At 55.5% G+C, this 23202-nt stretch carries 16 protein-coding genes; 13 read left to right on the top strand and 3 right to left on the bottom strand.

The window, feature by feature from the left end:
• Positions 1-60 precede the first annotated feature (60 nt).
• Complete coding sequence (locus JFL75_RS04620; RefSeq protein WP_432756660.1) at positions 61-336, top strand: DUF503 domain-containing protein; 276 nt, start codon at positions 61-63, stop codon at positions 334-336.
• A 32-nt stretch (positions 337-368) separates the two neighbouring features.
• Complete coding sequence (locus tag JFL75_RS04615) at positions 369-941, top strand: hypothetical protein (protein ID WP_215625517.1); 573 nt, start codon at positions 369-371, stop codon at positions 939-941.
• On the opposite strand, the gene JFL75_RS04610 is transcribed toward JFL75_RS04615, so the two are convergent.
• Entirely contained in the window at positions 936-3008 is a 2073-nt protein-coding gene (locus JFL75_RS04610; protein WP_215625516.1) for a hypothetical protein, read from the bottom strand. The genes JFL75_RS04615 and JFL75_RS04610 overlap by 6 nt on opposite strands.
• Positions 3009-3125: 117 nt before the next feature.
• Here JFL75_RS04610 and JFL75_RS04605 point away from each other — a divergent pair, with 117 nt between their 5' ends.
• The 6 genes from JFL75_RS04605 to hrpB are packed head-to-tail and all read left to right on the top strand — an operon-like array spanning position 3126 to position 10731.
• Positions 3126-3794 (top strand): hypothetical protein, encoded by a 669-nt coding sequence (locus JFL75_RS04605; protein WP_215625515.1) that lies wholly within the window; start codon positions 3126-3128, stop codon positions 3792-3794.
• Between the two features lie 17 nt (positions 3795-3811).
• A complete protein-coding gene (gene trmB / locus JFL75_RS04600) occupies positions 3812-4525 on the top strand; it encodes a tRNA (guanosine(46)-N7)-methyltransferase TrmB (protein WP_215625514.1) in 714 nt (237 codons plus the stop codon).
• 3 nt (positions 4526-4528) lie between these two features.
• Positions 4529-6562 (top strand): NAD-dependent DNA ligase LigA, encoded by a 2034-nt coding sequence (ligA, locus tag JFL75_RS04595; protein ID WP_215625513.1) that lies wholly within the window; start codon positions 4529-4531, stop codon positions 6560-6562.
• Between the two features lie 45 nt (positions 6563-6607).
• A complete protein-coding gene (locus JFL75_RS04590) occupies positions 6608-7279 on the top strand; it encodes a hypothetical protein (protein WP_215625512.1) in 672 nt (223 codons plus the stop codon).
• Between the two features lie 5 nt (positions 7280-7284).
• On the top strand, positions 7285-8196 hold the full coding sequence (locus JFL75_RS04585; protein WP_215625511.1) for a hypothetical protein: 912 nt from the start codon (positions 7285-7287) through the stop codon (positions 8194-8196).
• 42 nt (positions 8197-8238) lie between these two features.
• The gene (hrpB, locus tag JFL75_RS04580) at positions 8239-10731 is read left to right on the top strand and encodes an ATP-dependent helicase HrpB (protein ID WP_223292764.1); all 2493 of its coding nucleotides are present in this window, start codon (positions 8239-8241) and stop codon (positions 10729-10731) included.
• 7 nt (positions 10732-10738) lie between these two features.
• Here hrpB and JFL75_RS04575 read toward each other — a convergent pair whose 3' ends face one another.
• A complete protein-coding gene (locus JFL75_RS04575) occupies positions 10739-11374 on the bottom strand; it encodes a DUF8513 domain-containing protein (RefSeq protein ID WP_223292763.1) in 636 nt (211 codons plus the stop codon).
• Positions 11371-12000, bottom strand: a complete 630-nt coding sequence (tmk, locus tag JFL75_RS04570; RefSeq protein WP_215625510.1) for a dTMP kinase — start codon at positions 11998-12000, stop codon at positions 11371-11373. The genes JFL75_RS04575 and tmk overlap by 4 nt, the downstream gene beginning before the upstream one ends.
• Positions 12001-12162: 162 nt before the next feature.
• Here tmk and JFL75_RS04565 point away from each other — a divergent pair, with 162 nt between their 5' ends.
• The 5 genes from JFL75_RS04565 (at position 12163) to JFL75_RS04545 (ending at position 23139) form a co-directional block, all read left to right on the top strand.
• The gene (locus JFL75_RS04565; protein WP_215625509.1) at positions 12163-16569 is read left to right on the top strand and encodes a translocation/assembly module TamB domain-containing protein; all 4407 of its coding nucleotides are present in this window, start codon (positions 12163-12165) and stop codon (positions 16567-16569) included.
• A 13-nt stretch (positions 16570-16582) separates the two neighbouring features.
• Complete coding sequence (bamA, locus tag JFL75_RS04560; RefSeq protein WP_215625508.1) at positions 16583-19078, top strand: outer membrane protein assembly factor BamA; 2496 nt, start codon at positions 16583-16585, stop codon at positions 19076-19078.
• Between the two features lie 27 nt (positions 19079-19105).
• A complete protein-coding gene (locus JFL75_RS04555; RefSeq protein WP_215625507.1) occupies positions 19106-19636 on the top strand; it encodes an OmpH/Skp family outer membrane protein in 531 nt (176 codons plus the stop codon).
• Between the two features lie 34 nt (positions 19637-19670).
• On the top strand, positions 19671-22322 hold the full coding sequence (mutS, locus tag JFL75_RS04550) for a DNA mismatch repair protein MutS (protein WP_215625506.1): 2652 nt from the start codon (positions 19671-19673) through the stop codon (positions 22320-22322).
• A gap of 67 nt (positions 22323-22389) precedes the next feature.
• Positions 22390-23139 (top strand): ComFC family protein, encoded by a 750-nt coding sequence (locus tag JFL75_RS04545; protein ID WP_215625505.1) that lies wholly within the window; start codon positions 22390-22392, stop codon positions 23137-23139.
• Positions 23140-23202: the final 63 nt, after the last annotated feature.

Here is a 23202-nt window from a genome sequence, read left to right as displayed (position 1 = left end):
GTATAGTATAACTCGGTAGCCTAGGGGTTAGTCCAGAGAGAGATAGCAATGATTGTTTCCATGATACAGATTATATTTGAAATACCCGATGTGGCCAGCATTAAGGATAAACGCCGGATTATCCTGTCCGTAAAGGAAAAACTCCGGCGGAAATTCCACATGAGCGTCGCCGAGGTTGATCTCCAGGATTCCCTGACCTTTGCGCAGATCGGCGGCGCCCTGGTTTCCAATTCGCGGCAGTACGGCGAGACGGTGCTGCAGAAGGCATTCGCCATGATAGAGCATGAAGTTCCTGCCCGTATTCAGGACTATAAAATCCATTCAGAAGAATTTTAACCCCTGGTATTCCGGCGGGGTGTGGAGAACGTATGAAACGGCTAACCTTGAGTCTGTATTGTATCATCGCGGCAATCCTGCCGGTACTGCTGGGTTCCTGTATCGGGGTGGATGCCGAAATTTCCCTTTCCGGGAACGGTTCGGGATCCATGGTGGTCCGGTACCGTATTTCCCGGGAATTGGAATCCCTGGGAGAACTGGACGGCAATGCCCGGTGGCTGCCAATCCCGGTGGGTAAGGCGGATGTTGAACGGACCGTCCGGCGGATCCCGGGACTTGCCCTGGACTCATACAACGCAAAAACCGACGGGGATGATACGGTCCATACCGTCAAACTGAAATTTGCCTCCCTGGAGGCTCTGGCTCAGTTCCTGGACGGCACCGGCCGGTACGCCAGTATAACCGGGAAAGACGGGGGCTCAGTGCTTACCATCGACTTTCCGGGGAACCCCGAACTGAACCCGGACCTGACGGACCTGGTCAGGGAATCCTGCGAGGGGTACGATTTCAGGATCGCCGCCGGGAACGGCCGGCGGAACTACGAGATTTCCATGGCGGATCTCCTTACGTCAAAAGACCCTGTTCGTATTGAAATAGAATTATAGCTCCGGAGGAACCGGGACTTCCCGTACCACCCGGAGCACGTAATCCCCGGGATTTTCCGGCGGTTCAGGTGTTACGGTTCCATCCCAGGGCGTATACAAAGCCTCGGCCCGGAGAATCCCCCTGAAATCCAGGGGGAGCACGATCTCCGAGGAAAAGGGGTTCTCCGGAAATTCACCGAGCAGGAAGATTACGGAATTGCCGTCATCGGAAATCCGGTAGGGCATGGCGGTATCGTAGATAACCAAAGGAAGACCTTCCACCGTATTTTTTAAAATCACATTGAATTGAACCGGACTTCCAGCCGCTTCCAGCCGGAGGTTAACCGTACGGCGGTCAAGAAACTGTATGTCCCCGGCGGACACCGTCATGATTGCGTCTGCGGAGGACTGTTCCGTGATAACCGGCCGGTCAGGCGGCAGGGGTGTATTCAGGGAAAGGTAAATATTATATCCCACTATCGCGAGGATCGCCGCTCCGAGAAAAGACAGACGGAAATATGTATATTTTTTCGCGGTCTGGAGATGGGACAGCCGGCGGCTGAGCAGTATGGCCCTGCTGAAAAGCAGCAGGACCGGGAGGGAGATCACCGCGATATAGAGGGTTATGTAAAAATTTACCGACGCGATGATCTGCGCAAGCTGTGAATTGCCGGTAGTCATTATATTGATAAGCGCTCCGATTACCTGGATCGGAGTCAGCAGAGTACAGATAAAAACCAGTATAGGCCTCCGGATAACCGCCGCCAAAAAACCGAAAACAAATGCCCATAAAAATATAGGAATAAAGGTAATATCAAATACCGCTGCAATAAACAAACCAACGGCGATCAAAACAACCGCGGAGCTTCCGTAATAATTGGCTTTCCGGGGAATCTTAAGCCGGGCGAAAAAGGGAGTTGTCAGGTTGAACAGGGCAATGGCGGCGATTATTTTCAGCATTGCCTCGGTATAATCCCGGGGGCTGCCGAATATACTGAAGATTTTCTTCATAAAAAACAAAAACAGATCCGCCCCGAGGAGGGACGCCACCAGCAGCAGAAACAGCACCCCCACAACCCAGGCCCGTTTAAAAAATATCCGCCACTGGGTTATCAGGGTCCGGCGGAAAATCACCGTATAAATAAGAAATACAAAGAGGGATATTCCCAGAAGAGCCAGAAACGACAGTACCGTAAGGGTTTCGGAAAAATACAAAGTCATGCTGAAGGCGTGCAGCAATGAATAATGGTAATCCATGTCCGAGGGGGATGTGTCGAGTTTTTCCGAATACGAAAAAAGCAGGGATCCGAGGCGGTCGCCGGGGATTGCTTTTACGGGATTTTCCAGGGGTTCCCCATAGACAAAGAAAGAAGGAACCCCCCGGGGCTGGCTGATTTCCAGGACTTCGGGGCCGCTGGCCAGACCGATTTTGTACAGTTCGTTGTACCGGATTACGAAACTGTAGGGTATGTCCAGATCGGCGCAGGCTTCGGTAAAGGGCGATAATATTCCCATGGGTGCGGTATTGCCTACCGATCCGTGGTGGATGCCCAGTTTATCCGTTTCCGCCGGAATATCGATATAGAGCAGATTCATCAGCTCGGGATTGTCATAGATATCCAGAAGGTCCTCAAACCCTTCGTGCCGGGAGGATTCTATATCCTCCGGGAGGACCGAATACTCATTTCCCAGAAAGGCAATACGGATTTCCGCGTTTGTTCCCGACTGCATGGTTTTTTCGGCAAATATCAGGGCCGCTTCCATATCGTAGCGGCCGGGGCTGCCGGGATCCCCGGCGCTGTACAGCGGCATCGCGAGGATAAACAATTCCGGCTGGTCGTCGGATTGGGTATCCGGCCTGATTACCACATGCAGCGAAGATCCGAAAGCGCCGTATTGGGAAAAAAGCTCCCGCTGTTCATAGGGCAGATTCCGTTCTTCCAGAGCTGAAATGAGCCACTCTATACGGGACTGTTCAATCGCGGGAACATCAGGCTTATGGGCGGTCTGGGCAAAAACCTGGAAAGGGAGGAATAATACTAAACCGCTGATTAAGAACGCTCTGAAAACACCCACTGGGTCAAACATAATCCCGGACCAGGCGTCGGTCAAGCCGCAGAAAGGACTAAATTGATATATATCCCGATTTGGTATATATACTTAATTTAGAGTAAAATAATTATCATTGCTGTGCAGGTGGCGGTCATGCGCTTTTTTTTACGGAATATTATTCCTCTGGTTTTACCGGCGGTTTTTCTCTGGTTCAGTTTTTCCTGTTCCCAGTCTGCTCCGCAGATTGCCCGGGGAACCCTGCGGCTGGAGTACTATCCCTCGGGTACGGGCAGCGGCGTGGAGGAACGGTATTCATTGTATATACTTCCTGAAGACGCCGACGGCCTGGAGGATCTTGCGGTATTATATCTGTACCACGACCGGGAGGAACTCCGGTGGAAACTTACCAACGAAGACTGGCGCAGTGAGATTGTAAACGGTGAAACCTGGATCGGAACCAACGCCATTGCCATGATCGATGGGGAGCGGCTCCCCCGGGGGCAGTTCCGGGCCGTGCTGGAAGACAAAGGCGGGAGCCGGGGAGAACGGACCGTATCCTTTGATGGGCCCGTGTCCCCGCGCCATGATTTTCCGGTTTTTTCTGTCTCCGATGGAATGTACCGCTACACCTCGGCGTATCCGGTGAACCGCCTGGTGTGCTATAGTGAAAACGGAATTTACCTGAGAACCCTGGAGCTGCCGGAACCTGAGGGCGATATTGAAAGCCTGGGGCTTCCCCGGGATGCCCGCGCCGCCGCCCTGTGGGCCGAAGATCCTGAATACCAGACATCCGCCCTGACGGATGTCGTACCGCTCCGCTGAGACAGAAGGACATCACCATGAACACGACTGAATCTGCCGGTTCCTCCGGGAACCTAAAAAAATACAGCCCCGTAAAAAGCTATGTCCTCAGGGCCGGCCGGATGAGTGACGCCCAGCGCCGGTCCTATGACACCCTTTCCCCGCGGTACTGTATTCCCGCGCCGTCCCAGGGCGGCCTCGACATTCAGGGGATTTTCGGGAACGGCAATCCCCTCTGTGTGGAGATTGGGTTCGGCATGGGAGTGGCAACCGCCCAGATCGCGGCGGATAACCCCGGGATCAACTATCTGGGAATTGAGGTCCACCGGCCGGGGATCGGGCGGCTCCTCTGGGAAATCGAACAGCGGAATCTCGGTAATATCCGGATCCTGGAATACGACGCGGCGGAAGTACTGGCGGGCGTGATTGAAGATGGCTCCGTGACGGGCTTCCATGTTTTTTTTCCCGACCCCTGGCCTAAAAAGCGCCACCACAAACGGCGGCTCATAAAACGGCCGTTTACGGAGCTGCTGGGGAAAAAGCTGAGCCCCGGCGGGTACGTATATATGGTAACCGACTGGGAGGATTACGCCCGGTGGGCCCTGACGGAGCTGGAAGCTACCCCAAATCTGGAAAATTCCTATGAAGGATTCGCGCCGCACCAGGAATGGCGGCCGGAAACGAAATTTGAACGCAAAGGAATAGACAAAAATCATGCCGTCTGGGAACTGATGTTCCGGCGGCGGAGGTAAGGAATGGCAAAGACTAAAGAGCAGACAAAAACCGACACCCGTATTGCCGCCCTGGAACGGCTCATCCGGGGATACCAGGAATCGTATTATAACGGCGAAGCCGAAATTTCCGATGCGGAATTCGATATTCTCTGGGATGAACTCAAGGAGCTCCATCCGTCGAGCCCGGTGCTGGCGAAGGTCGGCGCGGACAACACCGACGGTTTTCCCAAGGTCCGCCATATCATTCCTATGGGGAGCCAGGACAAAGCAGCCAACCCCGAGGAATTCCGGGCATGGGCCGCCAAAACCCCCGCGGACTCCTATGTGGTTCAGTATAAACTCGACGGCGCCAGCCTGGAGCTTCAGTATGAAAAAGGCCGGCTCGCCAGGGCTGTAACCCGGGGTGACGGGATCATCGGGGACGATATTACCCAGAATGCCCTTAAAATGAAGGGTGTCGTCGCCGACCTCAAGACGGACTTTACCGGCGGTATCCGGGGTGAAGTGCTCATGACCCGGGAAATCTGGCGGAAAAAATACCAGGACAAGGCCAATACCCGGAACGCCGCCAACGGCATCATGCGGCGGAAAGACGGCGCCGGGTGCGAAGACCTGAAACTCATAACCTATGACGCCTCAGTCTCCGGCAATGACGGATATTTTCCGGACGAAATCGCGAAGCTTGCGTGGCTTACCGAACGGGGGTTTGAGACGAGCCCCACAAAGGAATTTTCCGATCCCGAAGACATCATCGCGTACCGCCAGTCGGTATCGGACAAGCGGAAAACCATTCCCGTGGATATCGACGGCCTGGTCATAAAGGACCGCCGGACCGATATGGCGGATCTCCGCCGGGCCCGGCCGGAACGGCAGATAGCCTTCAAATTTGAACTCGAAGCGGCGGTCAGTATCCTGCGGCGTGTGGAGTGGAGTGAATCCGGCGCGACCTATACCCCGATCGGTATTGTCGATCCCGTCAGGCTCGCGGGGACCACGGTTCAGCGGGCCAACCTCAACAACCCCGACATGATCCGCGCCATGGGGCTCAAAATAGGGTCCGCCGTCACCATCGTCAAGCGGGGAGAAATTATCCCAAAGATAGAAGGGCTTTCCCCTATGGATGCCCAGGAGCCGGACAGCGGAAAAACCGATATTGAGTTCCCCGAAACCTGTGAAACCTGCGGAACCGCCCTGACCGATGGGGGAACCCGGCTGTACTGTCCCAACCCCGACTGCCCGAAACGCCTTCTGCACCGGGTGGAAAAGTGGGTCAATGTACTGGATATCCGGGAGCTCGGGGAAAAACTGATCCGCCAGCTCTACGATAAAAACCGGGTCCGCCGCATTGCCGACCTCTACACCCTTACGGCCGCGGAACTAGGGGAATTTGAACGAATGGGAGAATTGTCCGCCGCCAAGGTGATCCGCCATATCCGGACCCCCCGGTCGCTTTCCCTGGCCGCCTTCGTGGCGGGCTTCGATCTCGAGGGAGTGGGTGAAACCATCATGGAAAAGGTGACCTCCGCGGGATTCGATACACTGGAAAAACTGCGGGCCGCTCCGGCGGAAGCCATCGCGGATGTATACGGCCTCGGGGAGATAACCGCAAAAACCATCGCGGACGGCATTGCGGATACCGCCCCGGAAATGGACGCGGTGCTGGCCGCCGGTGTTATCACCATCGCGGATCCGCCCAGTGCCGATACACAGCCCCTGCGGGGATATTCATTCTGCTTCACCGGGGAACTCACCGCCATGAAGCGGAGTGAAGGTGAGGAGAAGGTAAAAGCCCTGGGCGGTTCCGCGAAGTCAGCGGTGGTTAAGGACCTGTCCTTTCTGGTCACCAATGATCCCGAATCGGGATCATCAAAAAACCGCAAGGCCGCGGATCTCGGTATTCCCATTATCGATGAATCGGTTTTCCTGGATATACTGGCCCACCCGGAGAAAGTATCCGATTACGCCGCGGCGGGCGCGAAAAGCCCCGGCGGCGGCGGAAAAAATAAAAAGGGAAAAGAAACTGCCCAGGGGGATCTGTTCTCCGGATCGGAATAACCCTTTGTGCGGATAACAGATCCGGACAAAGGCAAAAGGAATAAAATGGCGGAAAAATCGGCCCGGGGACTGTTCCGGGGGTTTCAGAAAGGACTGATTGTTTTATGCGTTTCGGTCATCATCATCGCCGGAGTCATCGGGGCAGTCCTTTCCCGGCAGCAGGATATCATTGCTTCGCTGGAAGACAGAATCAGCAGAATAACTGAAACCACAATACCCCTCAGGTTCATGGTTCTTTCCCGGGAAAACGGCGCTGTCACGGCGCGGTTCCGGTTCTACAACGCCGACGGCGGGGAACTTGCGTTTTTCGAAGATTCCTGGGAAGGCGAAGAACTCGCGGTGGATTCCCTCATTGTCCCGGTGGGAGAAAAATACCTGGTTTTTCCGAGCAGAATCTTTACGGATGTGATCGCCCCCCGGGACGGTACCGGGCTGTTCCAGTACTATGACCGTGACGGGATGCCGGGGATCTTCGAAAGCGTCGGACTGGATAAAACCACCCGGAATGCTCTCACGGCGCTGTTCGGGGAGCTAAAAAAGGAAGAAGCCTATTTCTTTGAAACCGGAGATCCCGGAATGGGGCCGGCGCAGGAAGGGCTTAAGAACCTGTACGGCAATGCGGTCCACGACCTCAGACGGATCCGGCAGTTTGAGCCCGGACGGGTATACGCCCTGACAATCCATACCAGCGGGGCCGTAGAAATAATAGAGGAATAGGGACAATGGAAACAGGACAGGATACGCTGCTTTCAGCAATAAAAAAGATCGCGGATTTCATTACCATGATGGTAACCACTCCGCCGGGAATCACCATCATTCTCGCGGCGGTTCTGCTGGTGGCGGTTGTCTGGGTATCCCACACTATCCGCCGGGCGTCGCTTCTCTCAAAGGCGGCAGGCCAGCGGTTCGGATTCGGCGACGCCTTTCTTGCATCCATGGAGGCCCTGGGAAAAATGGCGGCGAAGCTGCTGGTTTCCCTTCCCATGCTTGTACTGGTAGTACTGATTGCCCTCAGTCTCGCGGGGCTGGGGAAAACCATAAACCGGATCGAGGAATCCGCCGCCGCCGCCCAGAAGATCAGGGATCTTACCCGGGTAGTTCAGAATCTTGAACGCAGCTGCACCGTGGCGGATGTACACATCCTTTCGGTGCAGGACAATATTACGCGGATGGCAGTGGATTTTTACGATCCCTCCCGCCCCGGGACAGCGGTGGAACGCAAGGAACTGAGCCTTCCCGGCAGGGATATTTATATCGACGCCATGGTACTTAATTTCGATTATTCCGAAATATCCGGGGGACGTAAAATCAATATAGCCATACCATACCGGGTGTTCAGCGACAGGGTCGCCCAGGCTGAGGGGGTTCCCCTGGGGGGAACCGACATACTGGGTATTCCTTTTATCTTTAACCGGACGGACGACGATATCTACGGAATCGCCCCGGATCTGTACCGTCACCGGCTCATGGAGTTCATGGAACTCGTCCGGGACGAACAGGCGGCCCGGAGGGCGGGAATTATCCGTTCCGTGTACGGCAGCGCGGTCCACCGCCGGGTGGCTTCCGGAGACCGGTTTGAGATCCGGGTGGAACAGACCGGCGGTCTGGTGCTCAGAGACCGGCAGCGTTTTTAAGTGTCCGTTCCCTTTCCGGATATTATTCCGCTTTTAGAATCCTTGCAGCTGCCGCTCTCCCCCCGGCTGCGGGATATCTGCGGAACCCTTGAGCAGAATCCCATGGCGGTGCTCCGGGCCGATCCCGGGAGCGGAAAATCGACCCTTATTCCCCTGGGTTTAATGGCGTTCCGGGCTGAAACTCCGGCGCCGTCCGTCCCGGCGAAACCGCCCGGAAAAATTATCGTGCTTGAGCCGCGGCGGGCCGCGGCCGCCGGTATCGCCGGCCGCATGGCCGAACTTATCGGGGAAGCTCCGGGAGAACGGGTCGGTTATTCGGTCAGGATGGAACGGAAACTGTCATCCGAGACCCGCATCGAAGTGCTTACCGAGGGGCTTTTTATCCGGCGTATCCAGAACGATCCCGGTCTGGCCGGGGTTTCCGCGGTGATTCTGGATGAATTTCACGAACGGTCGGCGAATACCGACCTTGCCCTGGCAATGCTTCTTGATCTCCGGCGCCTCGGTTCAAACATTGGGATTCTCGTAATGTCCGCGACCATGGATGCCCCCCGGGTCGCGGAGTTCATGGCCTGCGCCGCGCCGCCCGGGGAAAACTCAGTGCCGGTCATTGACGTGCCGGGAAGAACCTTTCCCGTGGAGGTGTATTACCGGTCCCTCCCGGGAAACATTTCTCCCGGAGCGGCCTGCGCCGCAGCCCTGCCGGCAATTCTGGAGCAGGCTGAACGGGACAGGGATGATCTGCCTTCGGTCCTGGTTTTCCTCCCCGGAAAAGGGGAGATTGAAACCGTCCGCCGGAGCCTCAGCGGCCAGGGCCTGTCCGGAAAGTACCGGGTGCAGATTCTCCATGGGTCCCTTCCGTTGGGGGAACAGCGGGCGGTCGTCACCGGAACTGGCCCCGGCCGGATTATTCTGGCGACCAACGTCGCGGAAACCGGCATTACCGTTCCGGGTATAAACCTGGTGGTCGATTCGGGACTCGTCCGGCTTGAGCGGTTTCATATTCCATCGGGGATGAACCGGCTTTGTCTGGAGCCTGCCAGCCTGCAGTCCGCGGATCAGCGGGCCGGCCGTGCGGGCCGGGTGGAACCGGGGACCTGTGTCCGTTTATGGCGGGAAAACGATCCCCGCCCCAAGGAGACCCCTTGTGAGATCCTCAGGACAGGGCTTTCCTCCCTGGTTCTGGAGTGCTGCATCTGGGGATGCCGGCAGCCCGGGGATCTTCCCTGGCTCGATCCGCCTCCGGAGACCGCCTGGGCAAAAGCCCTGGAGACCTTGGCGGATCTGGGCGCCATCGACCGGGAATTCAATCCTACCCCGAAGGGCCGCCGCATGGTATCCCTGGGGCTGGAACCCTCCCTGGGGGTCCTGTGCTTCTCCGCCGCGGAAAAGAATGCCCCGGTCCTGGGGGCGGTCCTTGCGGCGCTGCTCTCCGAACGGGATGGGGCCGGGCTCCGGGAGGATGCGGATATCCGGCGGCGGCTTGAGCTCCTGCGGACGGAGCCGGAAACTCCCTGGGCCCGCGGGGTTTACCGGCTTGCCCGGGACATCCTGCATCGGCTGGGTTTTACAGGGCATGTGCGCTGGACTCCGGCGGCGGAAGCGGATTCCGGCGAATTTCTGGGAAGGGCTTTCCCCGGAAGGATCTGCCGCCTGCAGGCTTCCGGGAAGTACCGTTTTGTATCCGGCCGGGAAGCTGCCGTTTCCGGCGGCCTGAACGGTGAACCGTGGCTTGTTGCCGCGGAGGTTGACGCGGGAGAGCGGAGCGGCCGGATCAGGCTCGCGGCCCCTCTATCGGAAGAGAGCGCCCTGGAAGTCCTGGGAAAATACCTGTCCGAGGATAAGGAACTGTACTGGAAGGGCCTTAAGCCCCGGGTGCGGATTACGCGCCGGGCCGGACGGATTTCTCTGGGCGAACAGGAGCGTCCCGCCGCGCAGGCGGAGGCCGCGGAAGGACTTTCCCTGCTGCTGATCCGCGAAGGTCTGGGTATCCTGCCCTGGGACGATGGAAATCCTCCGGCCCGGAACCTGCTGTGCCGGATACGGTTTTACGTTTCCCGGCCGGACCTTGCCATGCAGGATACCTGGACCGACGAAACCCTCGCCGCCGAAGCGGCCCAGTGGCTCGGGCCGTTTTTTGAGGCCGGCGGAAAAAACAAAACCGGCCCGGCGGTCAGCGGAACCATACTCAGGGACGCCCTGCTGGCCCGGCTCGGCTGGGACCGGGCGGCCGAATTAGGGCAGGGGGTTCCCGAATATTTCACCCTTCCCGGGGGAAGGAAAAAGCGTATTGATTACTGTTCGGGAGAACCGGTGGTCAGTATGCGCGTCCAGGATGCCTTCGGTCTGTCCGGCGATACCCGTATCATGGGTGTGCCGGTCCTGTTCCGGCTCCTATCGCCGGCGGACCGGCCGGTGCAGATCACCAATGACCTGCCGGGGTTCTGGGCCGGTTCCTATAAGGATGTCCGCAAGGATATGAAAGGCCGGTATCCCAAGCACCATTGGCCGGAAAATCCCGGAACAGGCGAATAGTTCGGGATCAGTAGGTGTTTTCATCCATAGCCTGGAACTGTTCCCGGACTTGCTGGAGCAGGGCCAGTTCCCGGTTTATTATTTTTTCATAGTCCAGTTTTTTCTGCTCAATCCGGAGGGCCTCATCTTCCCAGTACTGAACCCGTTCAAGATTGATAAAGTAGAACCGCCGTTCCCTGGATTTCTCCGCCCAGGCTACCGCTTCGCCCCAGTAATACAGGGCCGTGCGGTAGCAGGTTTCCGCCGTTTCCAGGCTTTCCAGGTTTTGCTCCTTCCAGGGAGCGTTGTAGAAATAGGCATTCCGTTTGTTCCACTTATTTCCCAGGAACAGATACTGTTCGATTAGCTTCAGGTTGACGTGCATCATAAAGAGGTACCGGTATTTTTCCCACTGGACTTCGTTTTCGATCAGCGCCATGGCATAGAGGGGATTGCAGAAATCCGCGGCTAAAGCTTTTTCGAGCCAGTAGATGTTTTCAATAGTATCATCGGGATTTTGGATGTAATGAAGATGGTAGAGCCGGTAATACTGTTCCTTGTACTGCACAAAGTACGCGCTGGCCGCCGGGGCAGGCAGCGCCGCAAATGCCGCGATGAGAAGAAAAAATCCAGTGGTCCGTAATACGGTCTGACGCCGATTCATATTCCCATTATCGGCAGTTTTTCCAGAGCACTCCAGACTTCCCGGGCAACGGATTCCACATCCCCGGACGCGTCGACACGGATGACCCGCACCCCCGCGGATTCGTACTCCGGGAGCAGTTTGCGGTACCGGGCGTGGGCTTTTTCCTGGAAATCCAGGTACTCGTAGATATCCCGGGTTTTTCGTTGTTCCACCCGCTTCAGGGCTGTTTCGGGATCTATTTCAAAATAGAGCAGCATCTCGGGGTAGGGGAAATCCTCGTTCAGTTTTCGGGGAAGTTCATCCCCGCATTCTATCCCCTGGTACACCAAGGATGAAGGGGTATACCGGTCTGAAACCACCAGCTGTCCGGATCCGCACCGTTCGATGATGCCGCGGTGGCCGTACAGATGTTCGCTCCGGTCCGCCGCAAACAGGCGGGCTATTGTTTGGGGGGTCAGTTCTATGTCCCGGCGGAGGGCTTTCCGGAGAAGTACGCCGATTTCGCCTTCGGTGGGTTCAAAAGTAGGGAAAAAACCGAAATTTCTCTGTTCCGAGCCAAGTCTTTCGGCAAGAATTTTAATTTGTGTGGAGGTTCCGGTACCATCTCCCCCCTCAAGGACCAAAAAATTTTGTATTATATTCATAGTATGATTGTTATACCATAATGAGGAGGATGGTACAATTCGGCCGATATAATAATACCGGTATCCATGGCAATTTGCATGGTTTAGTGTTAGGTTCTAAATAAGTATTTTTTACCTCATTGCCATGCAGTGAGATGAAATCGGAAGCAAGGAACATCTCCGGTGGCGGACAGTTCGGGAAAACATAAAGGTACGGGCCCCCCGAAGCGCTTTTACCAGGTGCTGCGGATAAGTATTGAAATTCTCGTCTTTGTGGCATTGATCGCCATAACCGCGCTGGTACTCCGCCCGCTTCAGCAGTCCATTCTGAAGCAGATGACCGATATCAGGGACCGTCTGATTTCCCATGGTGAGTCCTATCTTGGCAGAACCATTGTCTACGCATCCATGGGGCCTTCAATATTCGGGACCATCGATATCCGGGATCTCCAGATACTCCGCGATGACGGCACCCCGAGTATCACGGTTTCGCGGCTGCGGATTTCCTATTCTTTATGGGACATTCTCCGGGGGGAACCGGAAGCTTCGGTAAAATCACTGCTTCTGGATAATCCGGCAATTACCATCGATCGTGAAAAGGATGCCGATTTATGGGTGCTTTTTTCTTCCGATTCGCCGGATGAACCTCCCCCGGAAGCTCCCGAGGCCGCCCCCCCGCGGACCTGGACCGGCCTGGAATTCCTTCCCGACAATATCCAGGCCAGGGTTCGGGGCGGTAAGGCGTCATTCAACTTTATGGACAATCTTTTTACCATTGACGGCCTCACCTTTAACGCGCGGACCCAGGACCGCCGGATAATACTCAGCGGACGGTGGAATGCGGGTACATCCCTCCCGAGCTTTTTGGGCCAGGAACTTTCCGTTGTTATGGCGGGAAAGATTTCCGGGGAATTTTCCTCGGACCTGCGCAGCGGGAATCTCAACCTCAGTATTCCGGTCCTTTCGGGGGATCTTTTTACCTTCCGGTCCATGACCGTCAATCTGGCGGTTTCCCAGGGTATCGTGGAGCTGCGTAAAATCCAGGACCGTCTGCCCTTCGATCTCTACGTCCGGTATGACACGTCTTCGGGGGCCCTGTCAGGGGAATTCCGGTCGGATAATTTCTCCCTCAATGAGCTGGTCAGCTTTTCCGGCGGATGGACACAGTTTGATCCCCTCCTGGATCTTACTGTCTCGGGGTTTGCCGCCATCCGGACTGACAGTCTGGGTGACTTCAATTATACAGTCCAGCTTTCCGGGGATGTTCCGGAAGGCATTCCCGCGGACAACGCTTCTTTTGTAATCGACGGCTCAGGGGACAGCCGGCAGGTTACGGTCAGGGATTTCAGGTTTGCCGCTTCCCAGGGAACCTTTTCTTTTGCGGGGGGAATTGTTTTTGACCCCTTGGCGATAAACGGGAGGGTTACCGCGGAGGACCTGAGCCTGTCCGGAGATGGCACGGTAACCGCTGACCTCAATATCAGTACCTTCGGAAATGAAATCAGTATATTCGGTGAAAGTGTCACCCTTGGTTCGGTGCTTCTGTCGGCTTTGGATGTCAGTATAACACCCCTGGATACGGGGGTTGTTTTCGGTGCTTCGGCTCTCCGGTTCCGGGACCTCGATTCCTATGAGGATGTCCGGATCAGCAATCTTACCCTGGACGGATCCTATGACTACGATCCCCGGAGCCTCCAGGCCTCCCTTTCGGTGGATTCCTTTTCCGTAGGGGATATGGTGCAGATCGTCCGGCCTTTTGTTTCCCTGCCCAATCTTCCGGAGATCCTGACCGGCATCATAGATCAGCTTTCAATGACAACGGAACTTTTTGTTACCACGGATTTTGAGCATATTTCCTATAACGCCCCCCGCCTGGTAACCGCCTATGAGGGAGACCAGGATGTCTTTACCCTGTTTTCCGTTTCGGGGACGGACCGCCGGTTTGAGCTGTCCGAAGGCAGGATTATCTGGTCCGACGGAAGCATAGAAGCTTCGGGATACGCCGACTTTTCAAATATATCCGATATCTCATTTTCATTTCAGACATCGTATATGGACATCACCTATTACCTTGAAGGGCTTATCCTCGATCAGCGGTCCATCAGCATTCAGGGTTCCTACGGCTTTTCCGTAAATATTGCCATGACCGGCAGCGGCGGTTATTCGGGTTTTATCCAGGCGGACGGTATCCCGATTCCGATCAACGGCCAGAACGCGCGGATGTACCTGCTCAGCTATCTCCGGTGGGAATCCAGGGATTTCTGGTCCGTCGAGCTTGAACGGTTTGAAGTCCAGGATCTGGCCACGCCGGGTACCGCCGCGCTGCGGATCCTCATCACCGGCATGGCGGACCAGAACGGCCTGCTTCTTCCGCAGCTGCTTTTTGACGACGGCCGGGGGGCTCTGTCCGGCCGGGGATCGGCCCGGTGGCAAAGCGATTTTTCCAGTGTTTCGGGCAGCCTGAACATCACCGACCTAGCGGGGATTGAGCGCTATGATGCGGATTTGAACTATTCCGACGGGTCCCTGGACGTCAGGCTTTACGGGTCCCGGATGTACCTGAGCCGCATAATCGCCAATTCTTTTAATGCCATGGCAACCGGGGAAGTCCGGATAAACTGGGTAAACCGCGACCACTATTCGGTAAATATGATTCTTTCGAGCCTTTCCGCGCAGATCGGTGAAACCGATGTCTCCATGTCGGCCTTCGCTTCCCTGGATGAGGATGACCTGATGGTTGAAAACGTGCGCCTGCAATACGGCGGCCTTTTCGTGGAAATCCCAACCCTTTGGATGAGCCGCCTCGACGCGTCCATGAATACGAAAATGCAGATGCGGGGAACGGCTTTGGGCAGGGATATGGATCTTTCCCTGGATGCCTGGGCTAATTTTGATCCCATCGATTCATGGTTCAGCATAGCCGATGTGGTAAATGCCTTTGAAGGCCTCATTACGGTGAACCGCTTCCGCCTGGATGCCCTGGAAGCCGCGGAGCCGTTCTATTTTGATTTTTCCCGGTCGGATTCGCTCACCACCCTGTCCGGCGGCCCGGAAAACCTGATCCGTTTCCAGCTTTCCGATGAAGGCTCTTTTTACGCGAGTTTTTCAAACCCGTCTCCCATCCGGGGAGCCCTGATCGGTACGATTTCCGAAGGCATGATCGACGCCTATGCTTCAAACCTTTATGTGGATTTGCAGGCCCTGTGGCAGTTTATCCCCAGGAAGGATATAATTGATTTCAGCAGCGGTTTCGCCGATGCCACCGTACACGTAACCGGTCCCATCGGTGACCCGGAATTCTTCGGAACCGCCATAGGAAACAGCGTCAGGATCAGGGTCCCCCAGTATCTCCGGGAAGATATCGGCCCGACTCCGATTACCATAACCCTCAGCGGGAACGAAATGACCTTTGGTCCGCTGGTTACACCCGTGGGCAAGGGGCATGGCACGGTTTCCGCGTGGTTCCTCTTCGACCGCTGGATCCCGAATACCTTTACCATCGATATTTCCGTTGAACAGGATGACCCCATTCCCTTCGGCATTGATATTTCCGGAGTGGCCGCCGAAGGCAATGTTTCCGGGTCCCTGCATCTCGCCATGCAGGACCAGGTTTTTATTGTCCAGGGTGATCTTACCGGCAGTGATACGGTAATAACCGTGGATTCCCAGTCCATGGGAGAACGGAATGAGGAACAGGGAAAAACACCGGTTATGGTGGATATCCGGATAACATCCGGCAGAAAGGTGGAATTCCTGTGGCCTTCGGAGGAATTTCCCATCATCCGGGCGTATACCGATGTTGGAACGGGGATACGGGTTTCCAGCGATACCGCAACAAACAGATTTTCTGTTGTGGGAAATGTATCCTTACGCAGCGGAGAGGTGTTTTACTTTCAAAGAAGCTTTTACATCCGTGAGGGTAGCCTTATTTTTAATGAGAATGAATTGAAATTCGACCCCTTTATCTCGGCCCGGGCCGAGATCCGTGACCGGACCGACGACGGCCCGGTCACCATTTCTCTCATTATCGATAATGCCCCCTTAAGCTCTTTTACCCCGCGGTTTGAGTCCACTCCTGCGCTGTCCCAGGCGGAAATATTCGCGCTTCTGGGACAGAATATTGTCGGAACGCCATCGGGGGATTCCAGCGCCATCGGCTTTCTCACCGCGACCACGGACCTGCTCAGCCAGTTCAACGTGGTACGGCGGTTCGAACGCACCATCCGGAACGCCCTGGGGCTTGATATGTTCTCCATCAGAACCCAGATACTCCAGAACGCGGTAATGCAGATAAGCGGACTCGGAGACCCGGTTGACACAAATGGCGGGGTGGGTAACTATTTCGATAATACAACGGTTTTTATTGGTAAATATATTGGTTCGGATATGTTCATTGAGATGATGCTGTCGCTGCGGTATGATCAATACAAATCCAACAGTTATTCCGGAGGGCTTAAATTTGAGCCCGATATTGGGATAGAATTGCGGAGTCCGCTGGTTACCATACAGTGGAATTTAGTTCCGGAACATCCTGAAAACTTGTATATTGATGACCTTTCCTTTACCCTCAGCTGGAAATGGTCTTTTTAATGAAGGAGCTTAGATGCGCATACGTTTCCTAGTTTTTCTGATGCTGGCCGCGGCTTTTTCCGCTTTTGCCCAGTCCGGGGAGTGGTACCAGGGAAAACCAATTAAGGATATTGTGTTTGAAGGTTTGAAGCATATCAACCAAACCGAACTGGCCGGCGTGGTGGAATCCTTTATCGGCAAGCCCTTTACGGACGAAAATTTCTGGGAACTCCAGGGGCGGCTTTATGCGCTGGAATACTTTGATATGATTTCTCCCACCGCTGTGCCGTCGGATGCCGCCGGCAGCGAGGTTATAATCAAATTTGCCGTAACCGAACGGCCGATTGTTTCCCGGATAAATTTCGTGGGAAACAGCACCCTCCGGCGGAACGAGCTGATGGATGTGATTTCCCTCAAGGTAAATGATGTTGCCAACCAGCTGCGCCTCCGGATCGACGAGGCCGCGCTGCGGAACAAATATCTGGAAAAGGGCTTTCCCGATGTCTCCATCAGGGCGGAATCCGTAACAAACGATGACAATACCATAGCGGTAACGTTTTACATAAACGAAGGGGACCGGATTACCATTGAAGGGTTCCAGTTTGAGGGGAATTCGACCTTTTCCGACCGCACCCTGCGGGGGCAGCTTTCCCTCAAGACAAAGGGTATCCTCAATGACGGCGCTTTCCAGGAGGCAAAACTCGTCGCCGACCGGAATTCCATTACCCAGTATTACCATGACCGCGGCTATATAGACGCTGCGGTCACCGACGTTGTCCGGGATGTCCGGCGGGATGACAAGGGCAACAATATCATGATACTCGGGTTTAAGATTTACGAGGGCCGGATTTACAACTTCGGCGGGGTTGAATTTGTCGGAAACGAAATTTTCTCCACCGAGCAGCTCAACGCCCTGGTAAGTTCCAAACCAGGCCAGGTGGTTAACGCCCGCCGGGTCGAAGCGGACCTCCAGCGGGTGGCGGATCTGTACTACGAAAACGGGTATATCTTCAATTCCATTTCCCGGGAGGAAGTCAAAAACTCCGACGAAGGGACCGTATCCTACCGTATTTCCATTATTGAACGCGGCCGGGCCCATATAGAAAATATTGTCATCCGGGGGAATAAGAAAACAAAGGACTTTGTTATCCTGCGTGAAATCGACCTGGAGCCCGGGGATGTGTTTTCCAAAACAAAGGTTATGGACGCCATGCGGAACCTCTACAACCTGCAGTACTTCTCCATGGTTGCCCCCGATACGCCGCCGGGAAGCGTTGACAGCCTTATGAACCTGGTCTTTACCGTGGAGGAACAGCCCACCACGGATCTGCAGCTCGGGGTAACCTTCTCCGGCACATCCGATCCCGATACGTTCCCCATTTCCGGGGTGATAAAATGGAACGACCGCAACTTTATGGGATACGGCAACAGTCTCGGAGCCGAGCTGAGCGCCTCCCCGGATACCCAGTACCTGACCCTGGAATATACCAAGCGCTGGCTTTTCGGGCTGCCCCTGTCCGGCGGATTTGATTTTACCGTCAGGCACGCCAAACGCGGCGCGGCAATGAATAACTACGCGCCGTTCTTTAACGGTGACGAAACGTACGCCTATCCCGACGGTTTCGAAAGCTATGATGAGTACGTGGACGCCAGCAAGCTTCCCGACGATGAATACCTTATGGATTACAACCAGTGGAGCCTCTCCCTGGGATTCAGCACGGGGTACCGTTTCTCAACGTTCCTCGGAAATCTCAGTTTAGGCGGCAGCATCAGGGCCGGTCTTGTCAGAAACGTATACGATGAAGATATGTACCGACCCTTTGACCCGACCCTGCGGGAAGGCAACAACCAATGGGTGCCGTCGAATTCCATTTCCGCCTCGATATCCCTGGACCAGCGGGATATCTATTACGACCCCTCAAAGGGGTATTATGCGATACAGCGTTTCGGGTTTTACGGTATCTTTCCGGTCGAACGGGAGCATTACATCCGGTCCGATACAAAAGCGGAGTTTTTCGCCACCCTGTTTAATATACCCGTTACCGAAACATACAGCCTGAAGATGGTCTTCGGGATACATACCGGGGTTTCTTTCCTGCTGCCCCAGTTCGGCAAGGATGATGCCACGGTCGAATCCTCAAACCAGCTGTCGGTGGACGGTACGTTCATCGGACGGGGCTGGACCAATGAACGGTATAACCGGGGGCTGGCCCTCTGGGAAAACTGGGCCGAACTCAGGCTCCCGGTCATCCCGGGGATCCTGGCTCTGGACGGATTCTTCGACGCCGCCGCCATGAAGGAGACACCGGAAGCGTTCTTTAATGATTTCAAGATGGAGGATATGCGGTTCAGCTTCGGAGCGGGGCTGCGTTTCGCCCTTCCGCAGTTTCCCTTCAGGTTTATATTCGCGAAGCGGTTCAAGGTCGTTGACGGACAGGTTGAATGGCAGTCCGGTTCCCTGTGGAAACGGAGCGGCAAACCCAATTCGGGTATAGACTTTATTATTTCCTTTGCGCTTTCTTCATACTAGATTTTACCAAAAAGGAAGGCTGTAGGTATGAAACGGACCTTGATTATAAGTGTACTGCTGGTGGTTCTGGGGGCAGCCTCCGCCGGAGCCCAGCAGCTGACCCGGTTTGCCGTGGTGGACCTTCCCAGGGTGTACACCTCGTTTTTCCGGGATTCCCGGGCGGTCCGGGATTTTGAGGAGCGGAGTGCCCGGGTTCAGGCTGAAATCGACCGGATGAACGAGGAAATCCAGACCCTGCGCAGCAGCAAGGTCGATGCCGAACGGCAGGGAAATACGGAACAGGCCCTCCGCCTGGAAAGTGAAATTTACCGGAAATCGGAATTTCTCCGGGAGTATTTTCAGACGAAAACCGCGGAACTGGAGGACCAGCGCAAACGCCTGGCCCAGTCAAACACCTTCCTCCAGCAGGTCCTCGACGAAATACGGTATATAGCGGAAAGTGAAGGCTACAGCATGGTCCTCAATCTCAAGGAAAACACCGGCATCATATGGTACAGTCCGACCGTGGATATTACCGATAAGGTCATCCAGAATCTGATGACCAAAGCCGGGAGGTAGGAGGGGGCCTATCGCTTCGGCTGAATCGAGCCCCATGCTGGAACAGTACCGCCGGATAAAGCGGGACCATCAGGGGGAGGTACTGTTCTTCCGCCTGGGGGATTTTTATGAAATGTTCGCGGAAGACGCCGTTGAAATTTCCGCTCTGCTCAACCTGACTCTCACCAGCCGGAACGGACAGCCCATGTGCGGCATTCCCTACCACGCGGCCCGTTCCTATATCGCACGCCTCCTTAAATACGGAAAAAAAATAGCCGTCTGTGAACAGGTTTCGGAACCCGGAAAAGGGAAAGGTATCGTAGACCGGAAGGTTGTCGAAGTCATCACCCCGGGGACGACGGTGGATGAGGATTATCTCGATAAGGGAAATCCCAACTATCTGTGCGCCCTGGCATCCGGCGCGAAGGGACTTTCATTCGCCTATATTGATCTCTCCACCGGTGAATTCCGGGCGACGTCTTTTCCCTTTGACGGCGCCGCCGAACGGATACGCCAGGAACTGGAACGGCTCCAGGCAAAGGAAATGCTGGTCCAGGAATCGCTCCTGGAGGAATACCCCGCCGTGGCCGCCGCTGTATCCGAACGGCCGTCACTGGTGATCAACCGCTGGGCGGACTGGCTGTTCGATCCCCAGCGGAGCAGGGAAGGGCTGGAAAAACAGTTCGGCACCGCCAGCCTGAAAGGTTTCGGTTTTGAGGACCATGACACGGAAATCCTGGCCGCCGGTGCCCTGCTGGATTATCTGGACGGTACCGCCCGGAGCCTTCTTCCCCATGTCAGGACTTTAATCCGGTACGGTGAAGAGGAATTCGTCGGTATCGATGAATCCTCCCAGCGAAACCTGGAACTCATCCGGAATCTGCGGGACGGGGATGTCCGTTTTTCCCTGCTTGAAACCATGGACGAAACGAAAACCGCCATGGGCCGGCGCCTTCTCAAACAGCGGCTGCTCCACCCCCTGCGGGATCTTGCCCTTATTGCGCGGCGGCTCGATATGGTGGAAACCTTCTACCGCGACCAGGGGCGGCTTTCCGCGCTCCGGGATCTCCTTGCCAAAACCCCTGACCTGCAGCGGCTGTGTTCCCGCCTTGCCATGGATAAGGCCCACGGCAAGGATATGGTGGCGGTAAAAAACAGCCTCCTTTCTTTTGAAGCCGTGGAAACCCTGACCGGAGATCTCAGCCTTGCCTTTGAAAATACCGCCGGCAGTCTTCTGGACGCCGGCGCGTCGGGAAAACTCTCTTCCATCCGGGACCTCCTGGAAAAGGGATTGTGCGACGATCCGTCAATTCTGCTGAGCGAAGGCAACCTCATCCGGGACGGGTACAACCGGACCCTGGATGATCTTAAAACACTCCGGGATAACGGCAGGGGCCTCCTGGAGCAGTACCTCGAAGAAGAACGGGCTGCCACGGGAATAAGTACCTTAAAAATACGCTACAACCGGCTGATCGGTTATTTTTTTGAAGTAACCAAGATGCACCTTTCCAAGGTGCCTTCCCATTTTATCCGTCGTCAGGGCGTCGCCGGGGGGGAGCGCTATACCACTGACCGCCTGGCTTCCCTGGAATCGGAAATCAACGGCGCGTCGGATAAGATAGTTGAATTGGAAAAGAACCTTTTCCTGGAACTCCGGGAAGCGGCGAAGGCGCTTATACCGGAGCTTACCGCCGCCGCCGCCCGGCTGTCGGAACTTGACGTTGCCCAGTCCCTTGCCCGGGCGGCCACGGTCCGCCTCTGGGTCCGGCCCGGGGTTGACGGGGAAAACCGTACCGCTATTACCGAGGGACGCCACCCGGTGGTGGAGGCCCATCTTCCCAGGGGTGAATTCATTCCCAATGATGTCCTGCTTGACGGCGGCGGTATTTCCTTTGCGCTGATAACCGGACCAAATATGGCAGGAAAGTCCACCTACCTCCGGCAGGCGGCGCTGATAACCATCATGGCCCAGTGCGGGAGTTTTGTGCCCGCCAAGGAAGCCCATATCGGCCTTACGGACCGTATTTACTGCCGGGTTGGGGCTTCGGACAACCTTGCCCGTGGCGAATCGACCTTCCTTGTGGAAATGAATGAAACCGCCCATATCCTCCATACCGCCACCAGCCGCAGTCTCGTTATTATGGATGAAGTGGGCAGGGGAACCGGCACGAGTGACGGGCTTTCCATTGCCTGGGCGGTTTCGGAGGAACTTCTGGAAACGATCGGGTGCAGGACCCTGTTCGCGACCCATTACCATGAGCTGTCCCTGATCTCCCATCCCCGGATGGCGAACCGCTCCATGGAAGTCCTGGAACGAAACGGCGAAATAGTTTTTCTCCGCAGGCTTATCGAAGGCGCCGCCGCCGAATCCTACGGCCTCCATGTCGCGAGCCTCGCGGGAATTCCCGATCCGGTGCTCCGCCGGGCGCAGCGTATCATGGACCGGCTCAGGGAAAAGGAGCAGTCCCTGCATGAGGAGCTTTTCCTCCAGGAAAAAACCGCCCCGCAGAACCCTTCCGCCGCTGTGGTTCCGGAAGAACTGGAACGGATCCTTGAGGACATCCGCTCCCTCAATCCCGACAGAATGACCCCTCTGGAGGCCCTCAACCGTATACATACCTGGAAATCCCTGGTAAAAGGCTATACATCGAAATACCGTACCCATTCAAAAAATGATCCCCCTGATTTATTCGAAAGCCAGGTTTAACCCGCTGATTGCCGCGGGGCGGTTCATTTGATCGAAGCACCCTTCAGGACCGTGCCCTAGCGTATATATGAATCTTATTCAGCGTACCGCGCCCCTGGTGCGGGAATGGCTGTTTCCCGCGGGGTGTGTCCTCTGCGGGACTTACTTAAGTGAATACCGGGATGCCCTCTGCGGAGTCTGCCGTTTCTGCAGAAATACCCTGGAAATAAACCGGGATCAGCGCTGTGTGTCCTGCGGACGTCCCCTGATTTCGGAAAAATCACGCTGTCTTTCCTGCCGCAGGGGAGAGGAATTCTCCTTTGATAAGGCTGTTTCGGTATTTCCGTATGAAGGGAACTACCGGAAGATCATGAGCGGCTATAAATACGGCAAAAACAGGGCCCTGGGGTTTTACCTTGCGGAAAGTTTCTTCAGAGCCCTGGAATTATTCGGTCCCGATGGTGTTCCGGAAACCTGGGTTCCGGTCCCTCCGCGCCCGGGTAAAATTAAATCCGCCGGATGGGACCAGATTGCCTGCCTCGCACGCTGCCTCCGGATACTTTCCCGGTCCCGAAGTATCCAGGGGGAGTATACCGTTCCGGAATTTTCACTGCGCTCATGCTTAAAAAGGCTCCCCTCAAAAAGCCAGAAGGAACTCAGCAAGGAAGACCGTAAGACAAACCTGCTGGGTAAAATTGTGTGTGCGGCAAAGCCCGCTTCCCGGATACTTCTTTTCGATGACGTGATTACCACCGGAGCCACCCTGGATGTATGTTCCAGGGTACTCAAGGACGCCGGGGCGGAAACCGTTTATGCGGTAAGCCTGTTTTACGACTGATTTCCCACGAAAACTATTTGTAAAATATACACGGACACATATAATTATAACTATCAGAAATTT

It is taken from the genome of Breznakiella homolactica (assembly GCF_016616095.2).
In the GTDB taxonomy this organism is placed as follows: domain Bacteria; phylum Spirochaetota; class Spirochaetia; order Treponematales; family Breznakiellaceae; genus Breznakiella; species Breznakiella homolactica.
Note: the sequence above shows the minus strand (reverse complement) of the source record. Positions and strands in the feature narration are given on the sequence as shown.

Bases quoted from the DNA above. Each gene is read 5' to 3' on its own strand.
- JFL75_RS04610 (WP_215625516.1), bottom strand. From the start codon at position 3,008: ATGTTTGACCCAGTGGGTGTTTTCAGAGCGTTCTTAATCAGCGGTTTA.
- tmk (WP_215625510.1), bottom strand. From the start codon at position 12,000: ATGAATATAATACAAAATTTTTTGGTCCTTGAGGGGGGAGATGGTACC.
- JFL75_RS04620 (WP_432756660.1), top strand. From the start codon at position 61: ATGATACAGATTATATTTGAAATACCCGATGTGGCCAGCATTAAGGAT.
- JFL75_RS04590 (WP_215625512.1), top strand. From the start codon at position 6,608: ATGGCGGAAAAATCGGCCCGGGGACTGTTCCGGGGGTTTCAGAAAGGA.
- JFL75_RS04555 (WP_215625507.1), top strand. From the start codon at position 19,106: ATGAAACGGACCTTGATTATAAGTGTACTGCTGGTGGTTCTGGGGGCA.
- trmB (WP_215625514.1), top strand. From the start codon at position 3,812: ATGAACACGACTGAATCTGCCGGTTCCTCCGGGAACCTAAAAAAATAC.
- JFL75_RS04575 (WP_223292763.1), bottom strand. From the start codon at position 11,374: ATGAATCGGCGTCAGACCGTATTACGGACCACTGGATTTTTTCTTCTC.
- bamA (WP_215625508.1), top strand. From the start codon at position 16,583: ATGCGCATACGTTTCCTAGTTTTTCTGATGCTGGCCGCGGCTTTTTCC.
- ligA (WP_215625513.1), top strand. From the start codon at position 4,529: ATGGCAAAGACTAAAGAGCAGACAAAAACCGACACCCGTATTGCCGCC.
- JFL75_RS04545 (WP_215625505.1), top strand. From the start codon at position 22,390: ATGAATCTTATTCAGCGTACCGCGCCCCTGGTGCGGGAATGGCTGTTT.
- JFL75_RS04615 (WP_215625517.1), top strand. From the start codon at position 369: ATGAAACGGCTAACCTTGAGTCTGTATTGTATCATCGCGGCAATCCTG.
- JFL75_RS04585 (WP_215625511.1), top strand. From the start codon at position 7,285: ATGGAAACAGGACAGGATACGCTGCTTTCAGCAATAAAAAAGATCGCG.
- JFL75_RS04605 (WP_215625515.1), top strand. From the start codon at position 3,126: ATGCGCTTTTTTTTACGGAATATTATTCCTCTGGTTTTACCGGCGGTT.
- mutS (WP_215625506.1), top strand. From the start codon at position 19,671: ATGCTGGAACAGTACCGCCGGATAAAGCGGGACCATCAGGGGGAGGTA.